The sequence below is a fragment of the Oceanicaulis sp. genome (assembly GCF_051859625.1).
Lineage (GTDB): Bacteria > Pseudomonadota > Alphaproteobacteria > Caulobacterales > Maricaulaceae > Oceanicaulis.
The window spans coordinates 690,477-716,445 of record NZ_JBHYFH010000002.1 but is presented as its reverse complement, the minus strand read 5'-3'; the positions used below and the strand labels follow the sequence as shown (position 1 = coordinate 716,445).

The following is a 25,969-nucleotide window of genomic DNA, read 5'->3' as shown; positions in this document are numbered from 1 at the left end:
TTCCAGATCAGCATGGTCTGGAAAAACAGGACGGGTGGCTTCCTCTCGCGGTTGACGTGATGGGTGAGCGCCTATAATAAGCGCCCTTCGCTCGCAGGGGCAGATGTCGAAACAAGCGCCGCCATACCGGTTGCGCTCTTTCGCCGTCTTCTGTGCGAAGGCTGATGAGACAAGGAGAGCGTCGTGGCACGTATCGCCGGCGTCAACATTCCGACTAACAAGCGCGTCACGATCGCGCTGCGCTATATCCACGGCATCGGCCCGGCTATGGCGACGGAAATTTGTGACAAGGTGGGAATTCCCGCCGAAAAACGTGTGAGCCAGCTCACCGACGCAGAAATTTTGCAGATCCGTGAAGCCATCGACGGTGGCTACACCGTTGAAGGCGATCTGCGCCGCGAAGTTGCGGTGAATGTAAAGCGTCTGATGGACCTGGGTTGCTATCGTGGTCTGCGTCATCGCCGCGGCCTTCCGGTCCGCGGTCAGCGCACGCACACCAATGCGCGCACCCGTAAAGGCCCGGCCAAGCCGATCGCCGGCAAGAAGAAGTAAGGAAGCAGGGTAATGGCAAAAGAACCGTCCCGCGTCCGCCGCCGCGAGCGCAAGAATATCACGGCCGGCGTCGCACACGTGAACGCCAGCTTCAACAACACCATGATCACCATCACCGATGCGCAGGGAAATGCGATTTCCTGGTCTTCGGCTGGCGCCATGGGGTTCAAGGGCTCGCGTAAATCCACGCCGTACGCTGCGCAGGTTGCTGCTGAAGATGCAGGCCGTAAAGCGCAAGAGCACGGTGTGAAGACGCTGGAAGTGAAAGTCTCTGGTCCGGGTTCGGGCCGTGAGTCTGCGCTGCGTGCGCTGCAGTCTGTCGGTTTCACGATCACGACGATCCACGACGTGACCTCGATTCCGCACAATGGCTGCCGTCCGCCGAAGCGCCGCCGCGTCTAAATTCAATCGACGCCGATTTGCGTTGATTGACGACTTTGGTCCGGCGCGCAGTCCCCTCGACTGTCGCGCCGCACGCCTGAAGGGGTGATGTCCGTGATTGAGAAGAACTGGCAGGAACTGATCCGCCCGATGAAGCCGGAAATTCAACCTGGCTTTGATCCGGTGCGCCAAGCCAAAATCATTGCTGAGCCGCTCGAGCGCGGCTTCGGGATGACTCTGGGCAATGCGCTGCGCCGTATTCTGCTGTCCTCGCTGCAGGGCGCGTCGATCACGGCCGTGCAGATTGATTCCGTGCTGCACGAGTTCTCGTCCATCAAGGGCGTGCGGGAAGATGTCACCGACATCATCCTGAACCTCAAGCAGGTCGCTCTGCGCATGCATGGCGAAGGTCCCAAGCGTCTGACCCTGAAAAAGCAGGGCCCGGGCGAAGTGACCGCCGCTGACATCGAAGAGACCGCCGACGTCGAGATCATCAACAAGGATCACGTCATCTGCACCCTCGACGAGGATGCGGACGTGCGCATGGTCCTGACCGTGAACACCGGCAAGGGCTATGTCCCGGCTGACCGCAACCGTCCCGAAGACGCCCCGATCGGCCTCATCGGCGTGGATGCGCTGTACAGCCCGGTCAAGCGCGTGGCCTATCGCGTGGAGAACACGCGTGAAGGTCAGGTGCTCGACTATGACAAGCTGATCCTGGAAGTCGAAACCAACGGCGCTGTGACCCCTGAAGACGCCGTGGCTTATGCTGCGCGCATCTTGCAGGACCAGTTCCAGATCTTCGTGAACTTCGAAGAGCCGTCCGAAGCCCGTGCGGCGGAAGACGACAAACCCGAGCTGGACTTCAACCCGGCCCTCCTCAAAAAGGTGGACGAGCTGGAACTGTCCGTGCGTTCGGCGAATTGCCTGAAGAACGACAACATCGTCTATATCGGCGACCTCATTCAGAAGTCCGAGGCGGAAATGCTCCGCACCCCGAACTTCGGTCGCAAATCGCTCAACGAGATCAAGGAAGTTCTCGCACAGATGGGTTTGCATCTGGGCATGGACGCGCCGAACTGGCCGCCGGAGAACATCGAAGATCTCGCCAAAAAATATGAGGATCAAATCTAGGAGGCGCGCCGCGAGGCGTCCCTAACCGGGATTGAAGGAGAACACCGATGCGTCATGGCGTCGCCCACCGCAAGCTTAACCGCACCTCGACCCACCGTCGCGCCATGTTCGCCAACATGGCCGCGTCGCTGATCGAGCACGAACAAATCGTCACCACCCTGCCGAAGGCCAAAGAGCTCAAGCCGATCATGGACAAGCTCATCACCCTGGCTAAACGCGGTGATCTGCACGCTCGCCGTCAGGCGATCTCCAAGATCCGCAACAAGGATCAGGTGGCCAAGCTGTTTGAAGCCCTCGGCCCGCGCTATCAGGAACGCCAGGGTGGCTACACCCGCGTTCTGAAAGCCGGCTTCCGTCATGGCGACAACGCCCCGATGGCCGTGATCGAGCTGGTTGACCGCGATCCGTCCGCCAAAGGCGCCGCCGACCGTGCGCGCGAAGAGGCGACCGAGGCTGCAGAAGACTAGGTCTTCAAGCTTCCAGACGTATTGAGGGCCGCATCCTGCTGGATGCGGCCCTTTTTCGTTGCCGAGAGCCTATCTGTCTGACGATGCGACTAGGCCGAGAAACAGATCTTGTTGTTGTCGAGATCGCGGACATAAGCGGAATAGAACGGCCCGCGTTGTCCGGGCTGACCGGCGTCAACACCGCCCAGTTCAACCGCTTTCCTGTGGATCGCATCAACCTGATCAGGCGCGCCGACATTAAAGCCGATCATGGTTCCGTTCCCATGGGAGGCGGGTTCTCCATCAAACGGCTCCGCCACGGCGAAAGCAAATCCATCGCCCAGCCAATATGTCATCCGCTCGGTCCGCGCAGCCTGGGCCACGCCGAAATGGCTAAAGATCTGATCGTAAAACGCGATGGCGGCAGCCATGTTGTTCGTTCCGGCTACGAAATAGTTCATTTGCACGTTTGTCTCTCCTGAGCACGCGAAGGGTTGGGTGAGACGCGACGCTATTGGCAAATATGACATTTTATGGCGTATTAGTTCCATGCCCCGGTCAAATTCATCCAATCGCCTGCAACGGCTTGAGCGGCTGACCGCGCAGCTGAAGGCCGAGCCGTTCTGCATCATCAAGGATCTGGCAAGGCAGCTTGGCGTCAGCGAGCGCACACTGGCGCGTGATCTGGCGCTCTTGCGTGAACAAGGGCTGCCTGTCGAGGCGGATCGCGGGCGAGGGGGAGGCGTGCGGCTTGACCGCCGATGGGGCGTGGGGCGGCTGAATCTCGCTTACGCTGAAGCGGTCGACCTTCTCATTGGCATCGAAGTCGCTCAGAAAATGGGCTCGCCGATCTTTCTGGCGAGCCTTGAGAGTGTGAGGCGGCAACTCATTGCGTCCTTCTCTGCGGACAAACGCGAGCGGGTGGAGGCCCTGAAATCGAGGATTCTCGTGGGGGTGACCGCATCGACTTACGTACAGGTGAGCGCATCGCCGCCGCCTGACCTGGTGATCAAGGCGTTGCATCAGGCCTTCATGGACAAGGAGCGGCTCGACATTCGCTATCAACGCGAAGACCTGGAGGTGTCAGAACGCCAGATAGAGCCACACTACCTGCTGTTGAAATATCCGGTCTGGTACGTCATCGCCTTCGATCATCTCAGAAGCGAGCCGCGCACATTCCGTTGTGATCGCATACTGAGCGCCAGCCTGACCGGTACACGGTTCAGGCTGCGCCCGCTCGATGAGTTCACGCATATCTGGAACGGTGAGGATTTACGGGTCTGACTGAGGCGTGGCCATGCCCAAAGCCTCGCGCGCCTTGGCGCGATGGGCGTCCGTGATCGCGCCGCCCACTTGCAAGATGATGGTGGTCAGCACGGTGCCGTCATCGGCGTATCCGACGAAGCCGAGAAAATCGGGAATGATGTCGAAGATCCACAAAAAGTAGAGCAGGCCCAGGGCGAGGGCGGCGCGCACCTGAAGCGGCGTGTCGGGGTCACGCATGGCGTAATAGGCGGCGACAAGATCCTCGAGAAACGGGATTTGCCGGGCGACGCGTTGAACCTTGGGCCAGAAGCCGGCTTCGACCTTGGCTTCATCGTGCTCAAATTCAGCCTCAGTCTTCTCCGCGGCTTCGGCGACCCTCTGGCGCGCGAGCTCTTCGGCTCGGTCTAGCGCCGGGGTGCGGCCTTCACGGTAGAGCGGCGTATAGGCCGCCTCGGCCTTGCGCTGAATCTTGGACAGCGCCTTTTCACCCTTCCCGCGGCGGAAAATCAGGCGGTTGATTGTGTTGCGCATGACGTTTCCCTTCCTGAGCAGTGTAACCCGGTTTCTGACGAGATGTGTGTCGAACTTGCGAAATCGTAATCGCTCAGCCTCTGTTCAGGCCCGGTCCGCCACCTTACATCGGTCGGACATTTGCTTCGTCATTACAGGCTTGCCCCAAGGAGATTGCTCCATGATCCGAACCCTGTCCCTCGCGCTTGCAGCGAGCGCCGCTCTCATCGCGCCCGTTTCTGCGCAAGAACGGGCTGTTCCAGAGACACAGGCTCAGGTTCAGCTGTCGTTTGCACCCGTGGTGCGCCAGGCGGCGCCCGCGGTGGTGAATGTCTATTCGCGCCGGGTCATTGCTCAACGCACGCCCTTCGCCGGCGATCCCTTTTTTGAGCGTTTTTTCGGTCCGCAAGTTCGAGAGCGCGAGGTGAACTCACTGGGGTCGGGCGTGATCGTGGACGCCAGCGGCGTCATCGTCACCAACAACCACGTGGTTCAGGGCGCCCAGGATCTGCGGGTGGTGCTGTCAGACCGGCGCGAGTTTGAAGCGGAGTTGCTGCTGGCGGACGAGCGTACGGACCTCGCCGTTCTCAAGATCAGCACAGACGAGGCCTTGCCGGTCCTGCCGTATGATGACGCTGGTGATAGCGAAGTGGGCGATCTGGTGCTCGCCATCGGCAATCCGTTCGGCGTGGGCCAGACGGTGACCAGCGGCATCGTCTCGGCCCTGGCGCGCACGGATGTGGGCATTTCCGACTACGCCTTCTTCATTCAGACCGATGCTGCGGTGAACCCGGGCAATTCCGGCGGCGCGCTGGTGGACATGGACGGCCAGCTGATTGGCGTGAACACCGCCATTTTCTCACGCTCGGGCGGCTCGAACGGCATCGGCTTCGCCATTCCCTCTGAAATGGTGCGCACCGTGGTCGAGGCCGCGCTTGTGGATGGCGAGATCATCCGGCCCTGGCTGGGCGCCCGCTTGCAGCCCGTCACGCAGGATCTCGCCAGCTCTCTGGGGCTGGACCGTCCGCGCGGCGCGATCGTCGCCGATCTGTGGGAGGGCGGCGCCGCGGATCGCGCCGGGCTTGAACAGGGCGATGTGGTGATTGCTGTGGACGACGTCGAGGTCAATGACGAGATCGGCGCCCGGTTCCGCTTTGCGACCCGAATGATCGGCGATAGCGCGGCGCTGACCGTGCTGCGCAATGGGCGCGAACGGGTGCTGACTGTGGAGGCGGAACCCGCGCCGGGCGCGATCGAAGGCGCGCGGATGGAGATTTCCGGTGAGAACCCGTTTCACGGCGCCGAACTGGTCCAGCTCAGCCCCGCCTTTAACGAGGAGAACGGGATTGATCCGTTCCTGAACGGAGTTCTGGTTTCTGGCGTGTCGCGCCGCTCCGCCGCGGCCTATTTCGGCTTTCGCGCGGGGGACCGCATTCTCTCAATCAATGACGAGCGGGTCGAAACGCTGATTGATCTCAACCGCATCCTGCGTGAGCTGGACGGCGAGAAAACCTGGCCCGTTGAGATCGAACGTCAGGGTGAACGCTTCTCGCGCACACTGTCGCTTTAAGAGCTCAGGACCACAACGCCGCATCCGCCCAGGGCGCGGGGACCTGCAAGGTCCCGCGCTCTGGCGCGCCGTCCGTCAGCGCTCTCATCCGCCAGGCCTCACGCCAGTCCGGATTGAGCGGATAGGGCGGCTCGACCGGGCTGACCTGATCAAAGCCGCGCAAGGCGTAATAATCGGGATCGCCCAGCACCAGCATTGCGCTCACGCCTTCAGCTTTCAGTTGATGGGCCGCCTCTTCAATCAGAGCGCCGCCCAGCCCCTGGCGCTGCGCGTCCGGCGCCACGCACAGCGGACCCAATAGCGCCACGCGCGCATCGCTGCCTGTGACGGCGCATCGGGTCAGCGCGGCGTGACCTGAAATGCTGAGCCCTGTCCAGGCGGTCAGCGACAAGATGTCGGGATGAGACAGCAGGGCCGCGACCAGGCCTGTCAGATCTTCATCGGGAAAGGCGCGCGGATAGAGCGCCAGAAGCGCGTCCTGGTCCTCGGGCGTGCTGATCGTGATCCGGGTCGCATCCATAGTGTGCCTTACTCGCGGTTGAGGGCTCGCCAGGCGATGTCGCGGCGACAGACGCCTTCGGGCCAGTCAATCATGTCCACGGCCTTGTAGCACCGCTCTACGGCTTGTTTCAGGTCATCGCCAACGGCGGTCACATTGAGCACCCGGCCGCCCGTGGCGATCAGGTCGCCATCGTCATTGGTTCCGGTTCCGGCGTGAAACACGGTGACGCCGTCGATCTCGCCCGCGGCTTTGACGTTCTGGATCACCGAGCCTTTGGCGTAGGCGCCGGGATAGCCGCTGGTCGCCAGCACAACAGTCGCAGCCGGAAGGGCCTGATCCGCAGCCGGCAGCAGGGACTGGAAATCGCGTTCGGGCATGCCGCCCGTCGCACAGGCCAGGAGCACCGGCACGATGTCGTCCTGCATGGACGCCATGAGAACCTGGCACTCCGGATCGCCGAAGCGGACATTGAACTCGACCACTTTGGGGCCTTCTGGGGTGATCATCAAACCGATGTACAGCACGCCCTGATAGGGGTGTCCGGCCTGGTTGAGACCGTCGAGCATGGGCGCGGCGATCTCTTCATCCACTTGCGCCATCAGTTCGGGCGTCATCACCGGGGCGGGGCAGTACGCGCCCATGCCGCCGGTATTGGGGCCTTCGTCATGATCCAGAAGGCGCTTGTGATCCTGACAGGCGGGCAGGGTGATGCGGTTCACGCCATCGGTCAGCACGAAGACGCTGGCTTCCTCGCCATGCATGAACTCCTCGATGACCAGTTCGGCCGAGGCGTCGCCGAACTTGCCCGACAGCATGTCTTCGGCTTCGGCTTTGGCCTCCTCCAGCGTGGGGGCGATCACCACGCCCTTGCCGGCGGCCAGGCCATCGGCCTTGAGCACGTAAGGCGCGTCCAGCGTGTCCAGAAAGGCCTTGGCTTTATTTGCATCCGTGAAGCGGCCATAGGCGGCGGTCGGCACGCCCAGCTTCGCCATCAGATCCTTGGAAAAGCCTTTGGAGGCTTCCAGTTGCGCAGGTTCCTTGTTGGGGCCGAACACGTCAAATCCGCGCGCGCGCAGCATGTCCGCCGCGCCGAGCGCCAAGGGCGCTTCGGGACCAATGACGATCAAATCCGGCTCCAGTTGCAATACAAGCGCCTGCAGGCCTTCAAGGTCATCGGGCTGGACGTCAAAGCACGGACCGATCTGATCCAGGGCGACGCTGCCCGGCGCGGACCAGACGGTGTCCACCAGCGGGCTTTGTGCGATTTTCCAGGCCAGAGCGTGCTCACGGCCGCCCGATCCGATGATGAGAATATTCATGTGCCGCCCTTGCCGTCATTGGCGCGATTGCTGCGCCCGATATCCTTGGTGCCTGCTGAATGGCCTCGGGAAGCCCGCACGTCAACGGCGCCTGAGCGGTACACGCCGTCCGAATCCGCAGCTAGGGTGAGCCCATGACTGACGATAGCGCCTCCAACACGCCCGAATACACCGTTTCCGAGCTCTCCAACGCGCTCAAGCGCACGGTGGAGCAGGCCTATGACCATGTGCGGGTGCGTGGCGAGTTGGGGCGCGTGACCGTCGCCAAGTCCGGCCATGTCTATCTCGACATGAAAGACGAAAAGGCGGTCATTGACGCGGTGATGTGGAAGGGCGTGGCCGCCCATCTCAATTTCCGACCCGAAGAAGGGTTGGAGGTGATCGCCGAAGGTCGGCTCTCGACCTTCCCGGGGCGCTCGAAATACCAGATGATCATCGAGCGCATGGAGCCCGCGGGCGAGGGCGCCCTGATGGCGCTGCTGGAGGCGCGCAAGAAGGCGCTGGCCGCTGAAGGCCTGTTCGCGCCCGATCGCAAGCAGGCGCTGCCCTATCTGCCGCGCGTGATCGGCGTGGTGACCTCGCCCACGGGCGCCGTGATCCGCGACATCCTGCATCGACTGGAGGATCGCTTCCCCACCCATGTGCTGCTCTGGCCGGTTCTGGTGCAGGGCGACAAGGCGGCCGAGCAGATCACGCGCGCCATCGAGGGCTTCAACGCCATCACGCCGGGCGGGCCCGTTCCTGTGCCCGATTTGCTGATCGTGGCGCGGGGCGGGGGCTCCATCGAGGATTTGTGGTGCTTTAACGAGGAGAGCGTGGTGCGCGCCGCCGCGGCGTCTCGCATCCCCTTGATCTCGGCTGTGGGGCATGAAACCGACACCACCTTGATCGACTATGCCTCGGACCGCCGCGCGCCTACGCCCACCGGGGCGGCGGAGATCGCGGTGCCGGTCCGGCGTGAGCTGGCCGAACGCATCTCCACCACCAGCGCCCGTTTGATGAGCGCTCTGGTGCGCGGGCTCGACCGTAAGGCCGCCGATCTCAAATCCGCCTCACGCGGGCTGCCCAGCCCCAAGGCGATGCTCAATGAGAATGCGCAAAAGCTCGACTTCATCGCCAGCCGCCTCAATGGCGCGGCGCAGACCGGGCTGGAGCGCAAGCAGAACCGTCTGCAGGCCGCCGCGCTTCAGATGCGCCCGGCAGCGCTCCGGCGTGATCTGGCGCTGAAAGGCGAGCGGTTCAATCAGGCGGGCGCGCGTCTGGACCAGGCGTTCCGGCGTGAACTGTCTGACCAGGAGCGGACCTTGTCAGGCCTGGGCGCCCGGCTTGAATCCCTGTCGCACAAATCCGTCCTCAAGCGCGGCTTTGCGCTGGTCAAGGACGAGAGCGGCGCGCTCGTGCGTCAGGGCGCGGCGCTTGCAGCCGGTCAAGCGGTGTCGTTGGTCTTTAACGACGCCGAGCGCCGGGCGGTGATTGACGGCGCGCCCTCTGCGCCCGCCCCAGCGCCAAAACCCGTCGCATCTGCAAAACCCAAAGCGGCGGCGAAGCCGAAAAAACGCCCGGCCAATCCGGATCAGGGCAGTCTGTTCTAGGCGGCGTTCAGCTTGAGCAGAAAGTGCGACATGTCCTGCTGGAGCTGATTGGCGAGGCCCCCCAAAGAATCGGCCGCCTGAACAACGGACGCCGCAGCGCAATTGGTTTGCTCGGCGCCGTTTTGAACCAGCAAAATGTCTTCTGAAACAGACCCTGCGCTTTTCGCGGTCTGGTCTGTGGTTCGGCTGATTTCTGTCGTGGCGTGGCTTTGTTCATCAACTGCGGTTGAAATCTCCACGCTCACCGCGTTCACCTGCTGAATGGAGCGGGTGACTGACTGAATGGCGGAGACGGCTTTGGCGACCACGGTCTGGATGTGAGAGATTTGCTGGGAGATCTGCTCTGTGGCGCTCGCGGTCTGACTGGCCAGCGCTTTCACCTCGCTGGCGACGACAGCGAAGCCCTTGCCGGCGTCTCCGGCTCGCGCCGCTTCGATCGTGGCGTTCAGGGCCAGAAGGTTTGTCTGGTCAGCGACGGATTCGATCAGGGAGATGATCTCGCCGATGGTCTCCGCTGCGGCGCTCAGCTGACTCATCGTCTCGCTGGTCTCTTCCGCCTGGGCATGGGCGTTCTGTGCGGTGTTCGAGGACAAGGTGACGTTCTGGGCGATCTTTCGGATCGCAGCGTCGAGTTCAGCGGCCGATGACGCCACCATCTGTGCGGTGACATTGGCTTCTTCCGCCGCCGCCGCCACGGTTTCAGATCGTGAAGACGCTGACTGGGCGCTGTCAGACATGGAATGCGCCGTCCCCGACAGTTCGGACGCTGCGTTTGAGACCGCGCTGACGATCGTGGAGACGGATGTTTCAAAGTCCTGCGCAAGGCGTCGGCGCTCGGCGTCACGACGATTACGCGTATCCGCTTCAATGGTGCTCAGACACAGATCCATGTCCAGGAATGCAGCCTTGGTCAGGGCTTGCACGTCGGTATCAAGCCGATCGCCGACGCCGCGCCGCATCAGGCCCGCTTGTTTGAGACGCAGCTGCGTCAAGGCCCGCAGCAAACCGCTGATGACTTTCTGATACGCGGCGAAATACCAGCGTTGTTCAAGCTCCAGCCGCGCATGCGTCATGCCGATCCGCGTGACAGAGGCGAGATACTCTTTCCCGAACCGGCCGCTGCAGATTTCCATCCAGTGCTCGAACTGTTTTTGCTGCGCGTGTTCGCGGATTGATGTGTTTGGAAAGAACGCCGCTGTTTCCGGCGTGTCCAGCACGTCTTCGTAGAACCGGTCGAGAATGCCGGGCAAAGCCTGCTCAATGATCGGCCGCAAGTCTCGGAGCGTCTGATGGTCGCTGTCTGTAAAATCGAGAAACGACAGTCGGTGTTCGAGTTCGTCTGGCTGGATAATAGGGGCTTGGATCGAAGCCCCTCGAGATTCTGAGTGGCTCTGAGTCATAGTTGTAGTACTCGCCATCGGTTGAACCAGTAAAAACCTTAGAAAACAAAAAGAAACAGCCGCCTCAAAGCGACTGTTTCAGCTGGCTCCAAATAATGACGTGTCGTTTAAGCAGCTCTTAATCGGTTCAGAAATTCCGCGACATCTTGGCGAAGTTTTGCAGCTTGTTGCCCAAGCTCGTCAGAAGACTGCACCAGCCCCTTCGCCGAGGTCGCCGTGCTCTGCACGCTGCTCAGCACGCCGACAATGGTTTGCGAGACCGATCCGGCGCTCTGGGCGGTCTGTTCGGTATTGCGGCTGATCTCGGCGGTGGCTGCGTTCTGCTCTTCAACCGCAGCGGAGATCGAAGTGGAGACCCCGTTCACCCGGTCAACGGAGCGCGCGACATCCTCGATCGCTTCGACTGCGCTTTTCACAACTGTCTGTATGTTATTGATCTGCTGAGAGATTTCGTCAGTCGCCTTGGCGGTTTGACCGGCGAGGGATTTCACTTCGCTCGCCACGACGGCAAAGCCCTTGCCGGCGTCTCCAGCACGGGCGGCTTCGATGGTGGCGTTCAAAGCCAGCAGATTGGTCTGCTCGGCGACGCCCGTGATGAGTGTGATGATCTCACCGATTTTCTGGGCGGCTTCATCTAGCGTGTTCATGGTGACGCGAGTGCGTTCAGCCTGCTCGGCGGCTTTCGAGGAGCCGTCTGCGGCTTCACCGGCGCTGGAGGAGATTTCCTGGATGGCCTTGGTCAGCTCTGATGAGGCGCCCGCCACGCTCTGCGCCGTGGCGGTGGCTTCTTCGGCGGCGGCGGCGACGGTTGAGGCCTGTTGAGACGAGGTCTCGGCGTCCTTCGCCATGGTGCGCGCGCTGTCAGCCAGATGGGTGGAGGTTTTCGCCAGAGTGTCGGAGATGACGCCGATCTGGGCCTCCATCTCGTTGGCGAGCGTATCAAACATCTCCAGCCGTTCTTCGTTCTGACGCTCATAGATGACGCTCAGCACCAGCTCCATGTCCAGCATCACGGCCTTGACCAGAACCGAGACCCGTTTGCGGGCCGCTTCCGCATGTCCCCGCCAGCCGTTGATGCCGCCTTGTTTGCGGCGCTCATCAAGCACGGCCCGGATCAGATCCATCATCAGGAAATTATAGGCGCCGAAATACCATTGCGGCTGAAGTTTCAGTCGCGCGTGCGCATTACCGATTGCGGTGACGGACTGGGCGTATTCATCGTCAAACTTGGCGTCGGCGATGCGCAGCCAGTGTTCGAGCTGCTTGTCGCTGGCATGTTTGACGCCGGCTTCGCCGCCGAACATGCCGTAAATTTCGGGCCAGCCTTTGAGGTGCTCATAGAAGGCTTTCAGAATTCCGGGGAATTCACGCGCAATGACAGGTTTCAGACTTCGAAGAAGCTGGCGTTCTTCGTCCTCGATTTTCATGAAGGCGATACGAGCTTTGAAATCAATCGAATAGGACATGGGGCCCTGCAACTGTCTGTGAATCACGCCCGGTTGGCGTGCACAGACAATCGATTTTAGGTAGTTAATGGCTTGCTTCACCCCTGCGTCGAATGCTGTTCACTTACTCAGCGAAGCCTTGATGTAGGGCCAGGCGGACCAGGCCGTCAGGAGCGCCAGAAACCAGACCGCGCCAATCCAGTAATGATACCAGAGGGCCGGGTCGCGCAGACCGATGATGATCAAGGCGAAAGGGGCTGCAGTTACAACCATTTGCAGCGCGGTCTTGGTCTTCGCCATCAAGGTTACATGCAGTGTGCCGGGAGAGGGGCGGAGAAAGCGCAGGGCGGTGACCGCGACATCGCGTCCCACGATGACCAGAACGGGTAGAACCAGATAGGCGTCAAACCCGCTGATCGCGCAATAGGCGATCAGATAGCCGCCCACCAGACACTTGTCCGCGATGGGATCGAGCAAGGCGCCTAGGGCGCTTTCCGCGTTGAGCCGGCGCGCCAGCCACCCGTCCAGCCAATCGGTCAGCGCGGCGCTGATGAACACCAGAACGGCGAGGAGCCCCAGGCGCACGGCATCGCTTTCCACGACCGCCTGAGAGCTTTGCACCAGCAAGACCGCGCCTATGGGCCCGGCGGCCGCGCGCGCGATGGTGAGGGCGTTCGGCAGCTGGCGGAGGGCGCTATTCATGGAAATGCTCGTAGATTTTGCGGGCAAGGGCTTTTGAGACGCCGTCCACCGCTTCCAGATCCGCCAGATTGGCGCGAGAGACGGCTTTCGCCGAGCCGAAATGCTTCAATAGGGCGCTCTTGCGATTGGCGCCGACGCCGGCGATGTCGTCCAGCGGATTCTCGCGTATCTGCTTGGCGCGTTTGGCCCGGTGGCCGGTAATGGCGAATCGGTGCGCCTCGTCGCGAATGCGCTGCAGGTAGTAGAGCACCGGATCATTCATCGCCATGCGGATCGGGGGCTTGCCCGGCATGTAGAAGACTTCACGCCCCGCATCCCGATCCGGTCCTTTGGCGACAGCGGCGACCGCCACATCGTCGACGCCCAGCTCTTCCATCACCTCCATCACCGAGGAAAGCTGGCCTTTGCCGCCGTCGATCAGGATCAGGTCGGGAACAGGAGCGCCATCTTCGCGATCTTTCTGAAGGCGGGTGAAACGCCGCCGGATCATCGCCTTCATCATGGCGAAGTCATCATTGGTGGCCGCGTCGTCGCCCTTCATGTTGAAGCGGCGATAGCTTTGTTTATCAAAGCCCTCCGGCCCCGCCACGATCATGGCGCCGAGCGCATTGGTGCCCTGGATGTGGGAGTTGTCATAGACCTCGATGCGATCCGGCCGCTCGTCGAGCTCAAACACTTTCGCCACGCCGTCCAGCAATTTGGCCTGGGACTGGCTCTCCGCCAGCGTTCGGCCGAGGGCTTCCTTGGCGTTGCGTTCCGCGGCCTCGACCAGCGCTTTTTTCGAGCCGCGGAGCGGGGTCTTGATCTCCACGGAATGTCCGGCGCGCAGGCTCAGCGCTTCGGCCAGCAGCTCGGCCTGTTGTGGGGCTTCGCCGGTCAGGATCAGGCGCGGCGCCGGTTTGTCGTCATAGAACTGGGCGATGAAAGCGGCGAGGATTTCATCGGTGGACGCATCGGCTTCGTGCTTTGGATACAAGGAGCGATTGCCCCAGTTCTGACCGGCGCGGAAGAAGAAGATCTGTACGCAGGTCTTGCCGCCCTCCTGGTGCAGGGCGATCACGTCGGCCTCTTCAACGCCATCGGGATTGACGTCTTGCTGGCTGGTCACCGCGGCGATGGCGCGGATGCGGTCGCGCAGCTTGGCGGCGGTCTCGAAATCAAGAGTCTCCGACGCTTCTGTCATCTCGTCCTGCAGCCGCTGACGCAGGGCGTTCGAGCGTCCCGACAGGAAGTCCTTCGCTTCGCGCACCAGCTCGTCATAGTCGGCCGGGCTGACCAGATCGACGCACGGTCCGGCGCAGCGCTTGATCTGGTAGAGCATGCAGGGACGTGTGCGAGCCTCATATGTGCTGTCCGTGCAGGTCCGGATGCCGAACGCTTTTTGCAGCGTGTTCAGCGTGTTGTTGACTGCGCCGGCGCTGGCGAAGGGACCGAAATAATCGCCCTTGGCCTTGCGGGCTCCACGATGCTTCACCAGCTGCGGGCTCTCATGCTCGCGCCGGATCAGGATGTAGGGAAAGCTCTTGTCGTCGCGCAGCAGGATGTTGAAACGCGGCTTGAGACGCTTGATCAGGTTCGCTTCCAGCAGCAGCGCTTCGGTCTCGGTGCGCGTGAGCACGAACTCCATGGATCGCGTCAGCGAGATCATCAGGGCGATGCGATTGGTGTGCCCGCCGGACTTGGCGTAGCTCGACACCCGGTTCTTGAGCTTTTTCGCCTTGCCCACATAAAGGACTTCGCCGTCCGCGCCATACATGCGGTAGACACCCGGCCCCTGGGACAGGTTCTTTACATAGTCGGCGATAATCTCCGGACCGGTGCGATACTCTTTCGGCGCAGGCTTGGGGCCAGCGTCAGAAGACTTATCAAGCGGCGGAGCGTCGGGGCGATTGGCTTTGACCATGGGCCTAAGATAGGCGCGAAGGGCTGAGTCGTCAGCGCCAGCGACTGAGCGTGACGCCCACGCTCTGCGCATCCTCCAGCGCCGTCAGCTTGTCGAGCGTCAGATCGAGGCGTTTGACCCGCGGATCGGTGAACAGGGTGTCGGCGATGGTCTGCGCCAGGTCTTCCAGCAAATCGTGATGGGCGGCGCCGACGATCTGGCGCACGGTTTCGGCCATGGCGGCGTAATTGACCGCGTCGCCCAAAGCGCCTTGGGGATGGGTGGCCTCGGGCGCGACTTCGGCTTCAAGGCTGATCTCCAGGGGCTGCTTGCGGCCGCGCTCTGAGTCGTACACGCCCACTTCCGCCTCAAGGCGCAGGCGGTTGACGCGCACGCTCACCCGTTCGCCCTTGAAATCGGGGCGGGGGTTAGCGGCGTTTTGTGCAGCCAGAGCGTCGAGTTTCATAAGGCGGCCTCTACATCCATCTCTCTGACAGCGGTATAAGCCGGAATGCCCGCGCGCCAAACCGCTGAGGGCTGACAGAGTGCAGATAGGATTATCATGAGCGATCACACCTGCGAGAAACCGGCCGCCCTGGTCACCGGCGGCGCCAAGCGCCTGGGCCGCGCCTTCATCGAGGCGCTGGCGGCGGACGGCCATGATGTGATCATTCATTACAACAGCTCGTCAGACGAGGCCGAGGCGCTGGGGGCCGAGTTGTCACAGACAGGCGTTCGGGCCATCGCGCTGGGCGCAGACCTCTCACAGCCTGAAGAGGCGGCGGGGCTGATCGCCCGCGCCAATGAAGCGCTGGGGCCGGTGGGCGTGCTGGTCAATTCCGCCTCGGTGTTTGAACAGGACCAGCTTGAGGATGTGGGCGCGGACAGTTTTCACCGGCACATGACAGCGAACACGCTGGCGCCGGCGCTGTTGACCCGGGCGCTGGCCGGGCAGGGGCTGAAGCGCGCCTGCGTGGTCAACGTGCTCGACTACAAGCTCTTTAATCTCAACGCCGATTACTTCTCCTACACGCTCTCGAAAGCTGCGCTGAAAACCATGACGGAGATGCTGGCGAAATCGCTGGCGCCGAACGTGCGGGTGAACGCCATCGCGCCGGGGTTGACGCTGCCGAGCGCGCATCATTCCGAAGCCGAGTTCGAGCGGGTGCATGACGACACCCCGCTCAAGACGGGCTCAACGCCGGAGGATCTGGTCGCGGCGCTGCGCTTCTTCGTGAACACGCCCTCGGTCTCGGGGCAGACTCTGTGCGTGGATGGCGGTCAGCATTTTGACCCAAGGCTCAGCCGGGATGTGTTTGAGGCGCTGTGATTGGGGGCACGCCCTTGAGGCGTGACGATCCTCGCTTCGCTTCGGGCGCGCGGTCGCGCTTGCGAACCCTTCGGGTTCGGTATGCTCAGTGAAGCGAAGTTGGCAGGCGCTAACCCCGGCGCACCACAGCCTTTTCGCCGCAGCTGGGGCGGCGGATCTCGACGGTGGTCAGGCCCGGCAGGGTCTTCTCGAGCCGTTCGAACACCCAGAAGGCGATGGCTTCGAGCGAGGGGTGTTCGAGGCCTTCCACATCATTGAGCAGGCGGTGGTCAAGCTGATCGCGGATCTTGTTGATCTCGGCGTCGATTTCCCAGAAATCGCGCACCATGCCGCTTTCAGCCGCACGGGGGCCGGTCAGCGTCACGGTTCCGGCGAAGGAATGGCCATGCATCCGTGAGAACGGATGATCGGCGTCCTTGTGCCCGAAATGGTGCGCAGCGTCGAAGGTGAAGTCCTTCGAGATTTCCAGATGTAGATCGGCCATGTGATCAGGGTTTCTTGTTCAAGCAAGCCGGGCCATATACAGCCCCAGAACCCAAAAGAGAACCTTTGACTGCGGTTTGACGCAGTCCAGCTGGAAAGACCGCCCCATGTCAGACGCCCCGACGCCCCGTTCGATCACCAAGCTGACGCTTGTGCTGTGGGCTCTGCCCATCCTGGCGGGCTTTGGCGTCCTGGCTCTCACCTACATCGTGCACTGGGAACCCTGGTTCGGCTTCGCCAGCATCATCGCCGGCTGTCTGCTGACCGTCATGCTGGTGGGCAACCACTATAATGTGGGCCCGGACGCTTAAGCGCTATTCGCGCGCTTTCAGCGTCACCAGCGACCAGACATGGCCATACGGGTCGCGTACCTTGCCGTGACGGCCGAAGAATTCATCCGTGACATCGCGGATGGATGTGCAGCCCGCCTCAACGGCGCGAGCGTGCCAGGCGTCCGCGTCATCCACCTGCAGGCTGATGGTGAAGGTGGTGCGGTCGCCCAGCGTCGGCGGCGCCACATTGCCGGTCATCGCCTCGTGTTCGGGAAATTCGTCCGCCATGAAGATCACCCCGCCATTGATGCGCAGGGCGGCGTGGCCGAGCTTGCCCTCAAACTCATAGCGCTCGGCTTCTTCGGCGCCGAAGGCGGTCTCGTAAAACCTGATCGCCTCCAGGCCGTTGCGGACGGACAGATAGGGCGCGACAGAGTGGCGGGCGGGCGCTTGGGTCATGGCGCGTGCTCCACTGGCTAGAACATTTGCGAACAATCCCCAGCATAGCCCATAGTCCCGCCCATGAGTGATCTGTTTTCTTCCGCTGGTCTTGAGACCGAAGCGCCGCGCCCGCTGGCCGACCGTTTGCGCCCGCAAACGCTTGAAGACGTGGTGGGGCAGGATCATGTGCTGGGCCCGGAAGGCCCGCTCGGGCGCATGCTGGCGCAGGGGCGTTTGTCATCGCTGATCCTGTGGGGGCCGCCCGGCGTGGGCAAGACCACGATCGCGCGCCTGCTGGCCGAGCGGGCGGGGCTTGAGTTTGACGCCATCTCGGCGGTGTTCTCCGGCGTCGCCGATCTCAAGAAAGCCTTTGAGCGCGCTCGCGCCCGGCGTCAGGCGGGCCGAGGCACGCTGTTGTTCGTGGATGAGATCCACCGCTTCAACCGCGCCCAGCAGGACGGCTTTTTGCCGGTCGCCGAGGAAGGGATCATCACCCTTGTGGGCGCCACCACGGAGAACCCCAGCTTCGAGCTGAACGCCGCGCTCCTGTCGCGCTGTCAGGTGATGGTGCTCAAACGGCTGGACGCCGAGGCGCTCGACAAACTGCTCAAGCGCGCCGAGGCCGAGGAGGGGGCCACGCTGCCCCTAACCGAAGACGCGCGTGAAGGCCTGATCGCCATGGCTGATGGCGATGGGCGCTATATGCTCAACCTCGCCGAAGAGCTGATCGCGCTGAAGCCCGAGACGCCCCTTGATCTCAAGGACCTGTCCTCGGTGCTGCAAAAGCGCGCCCCGGTCTACGACAAGGATCGCGAGGAGCACTACAACCTTATCTCGGCGCTGCATAAGTCTGTGCGCGGGTCAGACCCGGACGCCGCGCTCTACTGGTTGGCGCGCATGCTCAGCGCCGGTGAAGACCCGCTCTATCTGGCGCGGCGGATTGTCAGAATGGCCAATGAGGAGATTGGCCTCGCCGATCCCGGCGCCGTGCACGCCGCGCTGGCGGCCAAGGATGTCTATGAGTTTCTGGGCAGCCCGGAGGGCGACTTGGCGCTGGCGCAGGCCGTCGTCCACATCGCCTGCGCCCCCAAATCCAACGCCGTATACGCTGCGTGGAAGGCCGCCCTGCGCACCGCCAAGGGCACCGGCTCCCTGATGCCGCCCGCCCATATCCTCAACGCCCCCACCAAGCTCATGAAAGAGGTGGGCTATGGCCAAGGCTATGAGTACGACCATGACGTGGAAGGCGGCGTCTCGGGCCAGAACTATTTCCCCACCGAGATGGGCAAGCCGCCGACCTTCTACGAGCCCAAACCCCAAGGCCGGGAAGCGGCCTTGCTGGAACGGCTGGAGCGGTTTCGGGCTGTGAGGGCGGACCGGGCTAAGCGCGGGGGTTAGGCGCTTGCGTGCATATCAACTTGTAATGCCGGGACAGGTTCAGGTGCGGGGCCATACTGGTTTGCTTCTGTTGCGCCCGGACGGTTCAACAGGTTTTGATGCCAAGCCCAGACCGGAACGCCGATAAAGAGCAGACCGATTGCGCAAAAGAGAATTGCGATCGGCATGCCTATGATCAGCGGGACCACGATGCTTAGAATTACCAAGCTGAAGAGCCCGGTAGGGGGTGCTATTGCCCAAACCCAGGACTTCCCCAGATCATGCATGCGCTGAATGGTCCAAAATATTTGATCCAACGTGGATGCGATCAGCACGATGCCTAGGGTGAGGGGTGCAATTGCAAAACTGACCAAGCCCCAGAATTTATAATAATGGAGGCTAATGCCAAAAGCGAAAATAATTACGGCGAACGAGATAATGAAATTCACTGCGCCGGCGTTATGAATCGCGCGCCAAAGATTCGGATCATTACTGAGCACATGCCATCGATTATATTTAGGTGCAGGCGCTCTACCCTTTGGCGTGCCAGAACGGCGTAGGTTGGAGGGATGAAAACTCTCAAGCCGATGGACGAAGAGATAGAACAACATGAGCTAAGTGTATCTCTGCGAATGAGAGTGTCCATCGCTCATGGGCTCCAGCATCAATTCCTTGCGCCAGCGCGCTCACGCGCCTAACCCTCTCGCCCATGCAACATGTGTTTCTCATAGCGCTGGGCGGCGCGTTGGGCGCGGTGTCGCGGCATTTCGTCAATCAGGCCGGACTGCGGCTGATCGGGCCGGAATGGCCGTACGGCACCTTCACGGTGAATGCGTTGGGCTGCCTGATGATGGGCCTGTTAGTGGGCTGGCTGGCGCTGGCCGGGCGGCCGGACGCCACCGAGCTACGCTATGCGCTGGGCGTGGGGTTTCTGGGCGCGTTCACGACGATGAGCGCCTTCTCCCTCGACGTCATGGTGATGGTGGAGCGCAAGACTTATGTAATGGCCGCGATGTATGCGGGCGGGACGCTGATGGCCTCGATGGTCGCCGTGTTCGCCGGACTCATCCTGGCGCGAAAGGTATTTGCCGCATGAGCGGAGTTCAGACCAAAGACGTGACCGCCGACGAAGACGAGATGCGTCTCGATCGCTGGTTCAAGAAGCATTTCCCCCATGTCAGCCATGGCATGATCGAGAAATTGCTGCGCAAGGGCCAGATCCGCGTCGAGGGCGGCCGGGCCAAGGGCAGTCAGCGCCTGAGCGCGGGCCAGTCCGTGCGCATTCCGCCCATGCCCGAACCCGGCGAGCAGAGCGAAGCGCCCGCGATCAATCGCGATGACGCCGCTTTCGCGCGATCCCTGGTGATCTATCAGGACAAGAATCTGATCGCGCTCAATAAACCGCCAGGACTGGCGGCGCAGGGCGGCTCCAAGATCAAGATGCATCTCGATCATCTGCTGCAGGCGTTCGGCAAGGGCGATCAGAAACCGCGCCTGGTCCACCGGCTCGATAAGGACACCTCCGGCGTGATGGTGGTCGCCAAGACCGCGCAAAGCGCCAAATCACTGGCGCGCCTGTTTCAGACCCGCGATGTGAAAAAGACCTATTGGGCGGTCTGCCTGGGCGTGCCCACACCGCGTGCGGGCGAGATCAAGGGCTTCATGAAGAAGTCCACCGAAGGCGATCGTGAGCTGATGGTCGGCGCCCACCATGGCGAAGAGGGCGCCCAGCATGCGCTGACCCGTTACGCCGTGGCCGATAATGCCGGCCAGCGCGTGAGCTGGGTCGTGCTGCGGCCCGAAACCGGACGCACCCACCAGCTGCGCGTGCACATGCAGGCCCTGGGGCATTCCATCTATGGCGACGGCAAATACCCGTGCGATTATCCCGATCCTGAAGGCCTGTCGCGCAAGCTGCACCTGCATGCGCGCAAGATCGAGATTCCGCGCGACGGTCAGCCGCCTCTGGTGCTGGAAGCGGATTTGCCGCGCCATATGGCCGACAGTTTCGACGCGCTGGGCTTTAACCCCGACGACAATCTGATGCTGGTTGAAGAGGCGCTTACATGAGCGCGCTCAAGCTCGCCGTCTTTGACGTGGACGGCACGCTGGTGGACAGCCGTGAAGTGATCCACCGCGCCATGACCCGCGCCTTTGACCGCGCCGGGCTGGGCGAGATCCCCTATGACAAGGTGCGCATGATCGTCGGGCTGGAGCTGACCGAAGCGGTGTTGCGTCTGGCGCCCGCGGATTATCCCGCTGAGCGCATTCCCGAGCTCGCCAATTTCTACAAGCAGGCCTTTGTGGAGATGCGCGCCCAGGACGGCTTTTCAGAGCCGCTCTATGACGGCGCCCGTGAAACCGTGGAACGCCTGGCCGATGAAGGCTGGCTTCTGGGCGTGGCCACGGGCAAGGCGCGGCGCGGGCTGGATATCGTGTTTGAGCATCATGGCCTTCACAAGCATTTCCAGACGCTTCAGACCGTGGATGGCGGGGCGGGCAAGCCTGATCCACGCATGGTGCTGGACGCGATGAAGGAAACCGGGGTCGACGCGTCGCGCACCGTGATGATCGGCGACACCAGCTGGGACATGTTGATGGCGCGTGCGGCGAAAACCCATGCGCTGGGCGTTTCTTGGGGCTTTCACACCCATGACGAGATCGCCGAGGGCGGCGCCCATTCCATCCACGATGAATTTGAACACCTGAATGCGGCGCTCGACGCCTTTGCAGAGCATGGAGACAGCGCGGCATGAGCATGTCGAAAGCCAAGGCGGAAAACCGCGAACTTCCCAAGCGGTTCTACAAAGAGGTCAGCCTTCAGCCCGGTGAGGGCGGCTGGTCCGTGCTTTTGGACGGGCGCCCGGTGAAAACCCCCGCCAAACGCGCCTTGCAAGTGCCGTCTGAAACACTGGCGCAGGCGCTGGCGGCGGAATGGTCGGCGCAGGAAACGGTGATTGATCCCTTCACCATGCCGATCACGCGCATCCTGCATGTGGCGCTCGACCGGATTGCGGATGTGCGCGAAGGCGCCGCGGAGGAAGTGGCGAATTTCGGCCGCACCGACCTTTTGAGCCATCGCGCCGACGAGTCAGGCCTCGCCGCGCGTCAGGCCGAATTGTGGGATCCGTATCTGGAATGGTCGAAAACGGCGCTGGACGCACCGCTCAACGCCGCCGCGACGGTATTGGCGCTGGAGCAGCCCGAAGGCTCGATCGAGGCGCTGAAGGCCCGCGCGCTGGCCCAGGACGATCTGCGGCTCACGGCGCTGGTCAGCGTCACGCCCATTCTCGGCTCGGCGATTCTGGCGTTTGCGCTGCTGGAAGGCGAGGCGGACGCCGAGGCCGTCTGGACCGCCGCGCGGGTGGATGACGACTACCAGACCGAGCGCTGGGGCGAGGATTCAGAGGCCGCTCTGGCCGCCGCCAATCGCAAGCGCGATCTCATCGCCTGCGAGACGGTGATGCGGGCGCTCGATGAGGCGGGACTCTAGTGCAGACGCTATCCCTCTCCCCTCCCTAAGGGGAGAGGTTAGGTGAGGGGTGTAGGGCGTTTCATCCGGCTTAAACCTGGCAGTTTGAGACGCACCCCCTCACCCGACCTCTCCCCCTTGGTCAAGGGGGAGAGGGGAGGCGCTTTCTTCAGTCTTGAGCAAGGCTGCATCACCCATAATTTGCGCCCATCGCCAGACCGGTGCTAGCTAGCTCATAACGAACAAAAAAACTTGGGAGTGAAGGCTGATGAAAGCCGTCCTGGAACAGCTCGACGCGAAACGTGAAGCGGCCCGCATGGGCGGGGGCGAAGCCCGCATCAAGGCCCAGCATGACAAGGGCAAGCTGAGCGCGCGCGAGCGCCTGGACGTGCTTCTGGACGAGGGCAGTTTTGAAGAGTTCGACATGTTCGTCGAACATGACTGCACCGAATTCGGCATGGCCGAGAAGAAAATCCCCGGTGACGGCGTGGTCACGGGCTCCGGCACCATCAATGGCCGTCTGGTCTATGTGTTCGCCAAGGATTTCACGGTGTTCGGCGGCTCTCTGTCCGCGGCTCACGCCCGCAAGATCTGCAAGGTTCAGGACGCCGCGCTGAAAAACGGCGCGCCGATCATCGGCCTGTTTGACGCCGGCGGCGCCCGCATCCAGGAAGGCGTGGACGCGCTGGGCGGCTATGCCGAGATTTTCCAGCGCAACACGCTGGCGTCGGGCGTCATCCCGCAAATCTCCGTCATCATGGGGCCGTGCGCGGGCGGCGATGTCTATTCGCCCGCCATCACCGACTTCATCTTCATGGTGAAGGACACCTCCTACATGTATGTGACGGGGCCGGACGTGGTGAAAACCGTCACCAACGAGATCGTCACCCATGAAGAGCTGGGCGGCGCCTCCGTCCACGCCAAGAAATCCGGCGTGGCTGAAGGCGCGTTCGAGAACGATATCGAGGCGCTGGTTCAGGTGCGTCGCCTGATCGATTTCCTGCCGGCTTCGAACCGGGAAGACCCGCCCGTGCGGGAGGTGTTTGACGCGCCGGACCGCGCCGAGCCGAGCCTGGATACTTTGGTCCCGCCGAACCCCAACAAGCCCTATGACATCAAGGAATTGATCGCCAAAGTGGCCGATGAAGGCGATTTCTTCGAGATCGCGCCCGATTACGCGACCAATATCGTGGTGGGCTTTGGCCGTCTGGAAGGCCAGACCGTGGGCTTTGTCGCCAACCAGCCGCTCAGCCTCGCCGGCGTTCTCGACATTGACGCCTCCAAGAAGGCCGCGCGCTTTGTGCGCTTCTGCGACGCGTTTGAAATTCCGCTGATCACCTTTGTGGACGTGCCGGGCTTCCTGCCGGGGACGAAGCAGGAATATGGCGGGCTGATCAAGCATGGCGCGAAACTGCTGTTCGCCTATGCCGAAGCCACCGTGCCCAAACTCACCGTCATCACCCGCAAGGCCTATGGCGGCGCCTATGACGTGATGGCGTCCAAGCATTTGCGCGGGGATATCAATTATGCCTGGCCGACGGCCGAGATCGCGGTGATGGGCGCCAAGGGCGCGGCGGAAATCATCCACCGCAAGGATCTGGGTGACGCGGACAAGATGGCCGATCATGTCAAGGAATACGAAGACCGGTTCGCGAACCCGTTCGTGGCCGCCTCACGCGGTTTCCTCGACGATGTGATCCAGCCCCACAACACCCGCCACCGGCTGATCAAGGCCCTGCGCACCCTGCGCAACAAGGAACTCACCAACCCCTGGAAAAAGCACGACAATATTCCGCTTTAGGGCGGTGTCTCACTGAGTGTTGAAAAGCCCCGGTCATGGACCGGGGTTTTTTGTTTGGGATTTGCACGATCTTTTTCCCCGCTCAGGCGGGGATCCAGAGCCGGATGTGCAGCGCCTTATGATCTCTGGGTCCCGGCCTGCGCCGGGAAAGAGGTAAGGGTGAAGTTATCCTCCTCCACCCAAACCGCGGCTATCCTTCAGCTCTCCCCGGTGGAAGGGCGGATCGCGACCGCTGGTGTTGGACGGGGAGGGGCGGCTTAGGCCGTCGGGGAGGCCTTGGGTGTGACAGGGCGTCGCCAGATGTTGGGACAGCCGGATCGGCGCTCGACCCAGACTTCATTCCAGACCCTGCCGGACCGGTTGTCCTGCGTTCGCCCCTCAGCCCTTTGGGCGTGAGGCGTTTTGGCGTGTCTGGATGCAGTGAATTCAGGTGTAGGGCGCAAACGTTGGTGCGCGTCCCTCTCCCATCTTTGAGGGGAGAGGACAGGTGAGGGGTGAGCAGCGTTTGATCCTTCAAGACTGTAGCGAGCTGAAACGCACCCCCTCACCCAACCTCTCCCCCTTGTTCAAGGGGGAGAGGGGCTTTGCGCTTGCGTGCTGTCATCCCGGACGCGAAGCGAGCCGGGATCTACCGTAATCGCTTTGTTCTGATCACAGAGACGCCGTCCGTAGATCCCGGATCAAGTCCGGGATGACGATGAGGGAGAGGCCGATCCATGCCGGTAGGCGCGATCACAGGTCACGGCATGGGTTCGCCGGATAAACCGGCGAATGACATTCATAGGGAATGAAACCCCGGCCAAGCGCAGCGCTGCACCCGCCCATGGGCCTCCGGATCAAGTCCGAAGGCCGAGAGCGGGCTTTACATCTCGGTCCTCGGGCTTGACCCGGGGACCCACAGCGAACCTGCTATTCCAGCTCGACGGCTTCGACCTTGCCGTTTTCCAGCACCAGGGCGATCTCGCCGCGTTTGAGGCGCAGGGCTTCGGCGCCGAACACGTCGCGGCGCCAGCCCTTGAGGGCGGGGATGTCCGCTTCGTCATCGGCGGCGAGTTTTTCAAGATCGGGCACGGTGGCGATCAGCCGGCTGGCGACGCCTTCCTGCTCGGAGACGACCTTGAGGAAGACTTTCAGGATCTCGATGATCGGACCCAGATTGGGCGGGCTGGCTTCAGGCTTGTCCACCTTGGGCGCATAGGCCTTGGGATCGGCCAGCGCTTCTTGCATGATCGCGATCAGGCGCTCGGCGGGCTTGGAGCGTTCAAAGCCCTTGGGCACGGCGCGCAAATTCTTCAGGTCATCGAGCGAGGTCGGGGCGGCGTGCGCCAGCTCGTACAGGCCGTCGTCCTTGATGATGCGTGAGCGGGGAATGTCGCGGGTCTGCGCTTCGGTCTCGCGCCATTCGGCGGCGGCCTTCAGCCCCGCCAGCCATTTCGCGGTGGTCTTGCGCAGTTTCAGACGCTTCCAGGCGTTCTCGGGGTGCATCTGATAGGTGGCGGGATCGGTGAGGGTTTTCATCTCCTCGGCCAGCCAGGCTTCGCGGCCCTTCTTGGCGAGTTTCTCACGCAGGATCGGGAACAGGTCGCGCAGATGGGTCACATCGGCGAGCGCATATTCCTTTTGCTTGTCAGACAGCGGGCGGCGCGACCAGTCGGTGAAGCGCGAGCCCTTGTCGAGATTCACCTTCACCAGCGCGCGCACCAGATTGTCGTAAGAGACGGAATCGCCCAGGCCCACGGCCATCGCCGCGATCTGGCTGTCAAACAGCGGTTTGGGGATCAGCCCGCCGCCTTCGTGAAAGAAGATTTCCAGATCCTGCCGGCAGGCGTGGAACACCTTGATGACGCTCTGATCGTTGAGAAGGTCATAGAAGGGCTGCAGGTTCAGCCCTTCGGCCAGCGGGTCGATCAGCACCTCGGTCTCGTCGCCAGCGGCCTGTATCAGGCACAGCTGCGGCCAGAAGGTGCTCTCGCGCATAAACTCGGTGTCTACGGCGACAAACTCGGCTTCACGCAGCTTCGCACACGCTTGGGCCAGGGACTCAGTATCGGCGATCCATTCCATGGCCCGCTCGAATATACTGAAGAGAGCG

28 protein-coding genes are annotated in these 25,969 nt (G+C 62.3%); 15 read left to right on the top strand and 13 right to left on the bottom strand.

Features of this window, described 5'->3' with window-relative positions:
- Positions 1-183: 183 nt before the first annotated feature.
- The 4 genes from rpsM to rplQ all read left to right on the top strand — a co-directional run bounded on the left by rpsM (position 184) and on the right by rplQ (position 2,534).
- Complete coding sequence (gene rpsM, locus ACTIGF_RS13010; protein WP_022699721.1) at positions 184-552, top strand: 30S ribosomal protein S13; 369 nt, start codon at positions 184-186, stop codon at positions 550-552.
- 12 nt (positions 553-564) lie between these two features.
- Complete coding sequence (rpsK, locus tag ACTIGF_RS13005) at positions 565-954, top strand: 30S ribosomal protein S11 (RefSeq protein ID WP_009801114.1); 390 nt, start codon at positions 565-567, stop codon at positions 952-954.
- Between the two features lie 93 nt (positions 955-1,047).
- Positions 1,048-2,067: a DNA-directed RNA polymerase subunit alpha gene (locus ACTIGF_RS13000; RefSeq protein WP_107713697.1), complete on the top strand. Its 1,020-nt coding sequence runs from the start codon at positions 1,048-1,050 to the stop codon at positions 2,065-2,067.
- A gap of 47 nt (positions 2,068-2,114) precedes the next feature.
- Positions 2,115-2,534, top strand: coding sequence for a 50S ribosomal protein L17 (gene rplQ / locus ACTIGF_RS12995; RefSeq protein ID WP_133723085.1), 420 nt, complete (start codon positions 2,115-2,117; stop codon positions 2,532-2,534).
- A gap of 89 nt (positions 2,535-2,623) precedes the next feature.
- Here the strand turns inward: rplQ and ACTIGF_RS12990 are convergent, their stop codons facing one another.
- Entirely contained in the window at positions 2,624-2,980 is a 357-nt protein-coding gene (locus ACTIGF_RS12990; RefSeq protein ID WP_439637280.1) for a VOC family protein, read from the bottom strand.
- 82 nt (positions 2,981-3,062) lie between these two features.
- Between ACTIGF_RS12990 and ACTIGF_RS12985 the strand changes: the two genes are divergently transcribed.
- Complete coding sequence (locus ACTIGF_RS12985) at positions 3,063-3,797, top strand: helix-turn-helix transcriptional regulator (protein WP_439637279.1); 735 nt, start codon at positions 3,063-3,065, stop codon at positions 3,795-3,797.
- On the opposite strand, the gene ACTIGF_RS12980 is transcribed toward ACTIGF_RS12985, so the two are convergent.
- Complete coding sequence (locus ACTIGF_RS12980; RefSeq protein ID WP_439637278.1) at positions 3,786-4,310, bottom strand: YkvA family protein; 525 nt, start codon at positions 4,308-4,310, stop codon at positions 3,786-3,788. The two genes, ACTIGF_RS12985 and ACTIGF_RS12980, sit on opposite strands and share 12 nt — an antisense overlap.
- A gap of 160 nt (positions 4,311-4,470) precedes the next feature.
- Here ACTIGF_RS12980 and ACTIGF_RS12975 point away from each other — a divergent pair, with 160 nt between their 5' ends.
- The gene (locus ACTIGF_RS12975) at positions 4,471-5,859 is read left to right on the top strand and encodes a DegQ family serine endoprotease (RefSeq protein ID WP_439637277.1); all 1,389 of its coding nucleotides are present in this window, start codon (positions 4,471-4,473) and stop codon (positions 5,857-5,859) included.
- Positions 5,860-5,863: 4 nt separating this feature from the next.
- Here the strand turns inward: ACTIGF_RS12975 and ACTIGF_RS12970 are convergent, their stop codons facing one another.
- Positions 5,864-6,379 (bottom strand): GNAT family N-acetyltransferase, encoded by a 516-nt coding sequence (locus ACTIGF_RS12970; RefSeq protein WP_439637276.1) that lies wholly within the window; start codon positions 6,377-6,379, stop codon positions 5,864-5,866.
- An 8-nt stretch (positions 6,380-6,387) separates the two neighbouring features.
- Positions 6,388-7,680, bottom strand: coding sequence for a phosphoribosylamine--glycine ligase (gene purD, locus ACTIGF_RS12965; RefSeq protein ID WP_439637275.1), 1,293 nt, complete (start codon positions 7,678-7,680; stop codon positions 6,388-6,390).
- 134 nt (positions 7,681-7,814) lie between these two features.
- Between purD and xseA the strand changes: the two genes are divergently transcribed.
- Positions 7,815-9,272: an exodeoxyribonuclease VII large subunit gene (xseA, locus tag ACTIGF_RS12960; RefSeq protein WP_439637274.1), complete on the top strand. Its 1,458-nt coding sequence runs from the start codon at positions 7,815-7,817 to the stop codon at positions 9,270-9,272.
- Here xseA and ACTIGF_RS12955 read toward each other — a convergent pair.
- From ACTIGF_RS12955 to folB, 5 genes are all read right to left on the bottom strand, one after another.
- Positions 9,269-10,672, bottom strand: coding sequence for a protoglobin domain-containing protein (locus tag ACTIGF_RS12955; protein WP_439637273.1), 1,404 nt, complete (start codon positions 10,670-10,672; stop codon positions 9,269-9,271). The genes xseA and ACTIGF_RS12955 overlap by 4 nt on opposite strands.
- Before the next feature lie 107 nt (positions 10,673-10,779).
- Positions 10,780-12,138, bottom strand: a complete 1,359-nt coding sequence (locus ACTIGF_RS12950) for a protoglobin domain-containing protein (protein ID WP_439637272.1) — start codon at positions 12,136-12,138, stop codon at positions 10,780-10,782.
- Between the two features lie 99 nt (positions 12,139-12,237).
- The gene (locus tag ACTIGF_RS12945; RefSeq protein WP_439637271.1) at positions 12,238-12,819 is read right to left on the bottom strand and encodes a CDP-alcohol phosphatidyltransferase family protein; all 582 of its coding nucleotides are present in this window, start codon (positions 12,817-12,819) and stop codon (positions 12,238-12,240) included.
- Entirely contained in the window at positions 12,812-14,722 is a 1,911-nt protein-coding gene (gene uvrC, locus ACTIGF_RS12940) for an excinuclease ABC subunit UvrC (protein ID WP_439637270.1), read from the bottom strand. Before uvrC ends, ACTIGF_RS12945 begins: the two co-directional genes overlap by 8 nt.
- 31 nt (positions 14,723-14,753) lie before the next feature.
- A complete protein-coding gene (folB, locus tag ACTIGF_RS12935; RefSeq protein WP_439637269.1) occupies positions 14,754-15,167 on the bottom strand; it encodes a dihydroneopterin aldolase in 414 nt (137 codons plus the stop codon).
- A 96-nt stretch (positions 15,168-15,263) separates the two neighbouring features.
- Between folB and ACTIGF_RS12930 the strand changes: the two genes are divergently transcribed.
- On the top strand, positions 15,264-16,031 hold the full coding sequence (locus ACTIGF_RS12930) for an SDR family oxidoreductase (protein ID WP_439637268.1): 768 nt from the start codon (positions 15,264-15,266) through the stop codon (positions 16,029-16,031).
- A 109-nt stretch (positions 16,032-16,140) separates the two neighbouring features.
- Here the strand turns inward: ACTIGF_RS12930 and ACTIGF_RS12925 are convergent, their stop codons facing one another.
- A complete protein-coding gene (locus ACTIGF_RS12925; RefSeq protein ID WP_439637267.1) occupies positions 16,141-16,515 on the bottom strand; it encodes a 6-pyruvoyl trahydropterin synthase family protein in 375 nt (124 codons plus the stop codon).
- Between the two features lie 106 nt (positions 16,516-16,621).
- Here ACTIGF_RS12925 and ACTIGF_RS12920 point away from each other — a divergent pair, with 106 nt between their 5' ends.
- Positions 16,622-16,825: a hypothetical protein gene (locus ACTIGF_RS12920; RefSeq protein ID WP_439637266.1), complete on the top strand. Its 204-nt coding sequence runs from the start codon at positions 16,622-16,624 to the stop codon at positions 16,823-16,825.
- A 3-nt stretch (positions 16,826-16,828) separates the two neighbouring features.
- On the opposite strand, the gene ACTIGF_RS12915 is transcribed toward ACTIGF_RS12920, so the two are convergent.
- Positions 16,829-17,245, bottom strand: coding sequence for a VOC family protein (locus tag ACTIGF_RS12915; RefSeq protein WP_439637265.1), 417 nt, complete (start codon positions 17,243-17,245; stop codon positions 16,829-16,831).
- Between the two features lie 63 nt (positions 17,246-17,308).
- Here ACTIGF_RS12915 and ACTIGF_RS12910 point away from each other — a divergent pair, with 63 nt between their 5' ends.
- Positions 17,309-18,625 carry a replication-associated recombination protein A gene (locus ACTIGF_RS12910; RefSeq protein WP_439637264.1) on the top strand — a complete coding sequence of 439 codons (1,317 nt, stop codon included), beginning with the start codon at positions 17,309-17,311 and terminating at the stop codon, positions 18,623-18,625.
- Here ACTIGF_RS12910 and ACTIGF_RS12905 read toward each other — a convergent pair.
- Positions 18,622-19,215 (bottom strand): hypothetical protein, encoded by a 594-nt coding sequence (locus ACTIGF_RS12905; RefSeq protein WP_439637263.1) that lies wholly within the window; start codon positions 19,213-19,215, stop codon positions 18,622-18,624. The genes ACTIGF_RS12910 and ACTIGF_RS12905 overlap by 4 nt on opposite strands.
- Before the next feature lie 98 nt (positions 19,216-19,313).
- Between ACTIGF_RS12905 and crcB the strand changes: the two genes are divergently transcribed.
- The 5 genes from crcB to ACTIGF_RS12880 all read left to right on the top strand — a co-directional run bounded on the left by crcB (position 19,314) and on the right by ACTIGF_RS12880 (position 23,877).
- Complete coding sequence (crcB, locus tag ACTIGF_RS12900) at positions 19,314-19,700, top strand: fluoride efflux transporter CrcB (RefSeq protein WP_439637262.1); 387 nt, start codon at positions 19,314-19,316, stop codon at positions 19,698-19,700.
- Complete coding sequence (locus tag ACTIGF_RS12895; protein ID WP_439637261.1) at positions 19,697-20,674, top strand: RluA family pseudouridine synthase; 978 nt, start codon at positions 19,697-19,699, stop codon at positions 20,672-20,674. The genes crcB and ACTIGF_RS12895 overlap by 4 nt, the downstream gene beginning before the upstream one ends.
- The gene (locus tag ACTIGF_RS12890; RefSeq protein WP_439637260.1) at positions 20,671-21,360 is read left to right on the top strand and encodes an HAD-IA family hydrolase; all 690 of its coding nucleotides are present in this window, start codon (positions 20,671-20,673) and stop codon (positions 21,358-21,360) included. Before ACTIGF_RS12895 ends, ACTIGF_RS12890 begins: the two co-directional genes overlap by 4 nt.
- The gene (locus ACTIGF_RS12885) at positions 21,357-22,097 is read left to right on the top strand and encodes an ATP12 family chaperone protein (protein WP_439637259.1); all 741 of its coding nucleotides are present in this window, start codon (positions 21,357-21,359) and stop codon (positions 22,095-22,097) included. Before ACTIGF_RS12890 ends, ACTIGF_RS12885 begins: the two co-directional genes overlap by 4 nt.
- Positions 22,098-22,344: 247 nt before the next feature.
- Positions 22,345-23,877, top strand: coding sequence for an acyl-CoA carboxylase subunit beta (locus tag ACTIGF_RS12880; protein ID WP_439637258.1), 1,533 nt, complete (start codon positions 22,345-22,347; stop codon positions 23,875-23,877).
- Positions 23,878-24,786: 909 nt separating this feature from the next.
- Here ACTIGF_RS12880 and rnd read toward each other — a convergent pair.
- Positions 24,787-25,941 (bottom strand): ribonuclease D, encoded by a 1,155-nt coding sequence (gene rnd / locus ACTIGF_RS12875; protein WP_439637257.1) that lies wholly within the window; start codon positions 25,939-25,941, stop codon positions 24,787-24,789.
- Positions 25,942-25,969 lie beyond the last annotated feature (28 nt).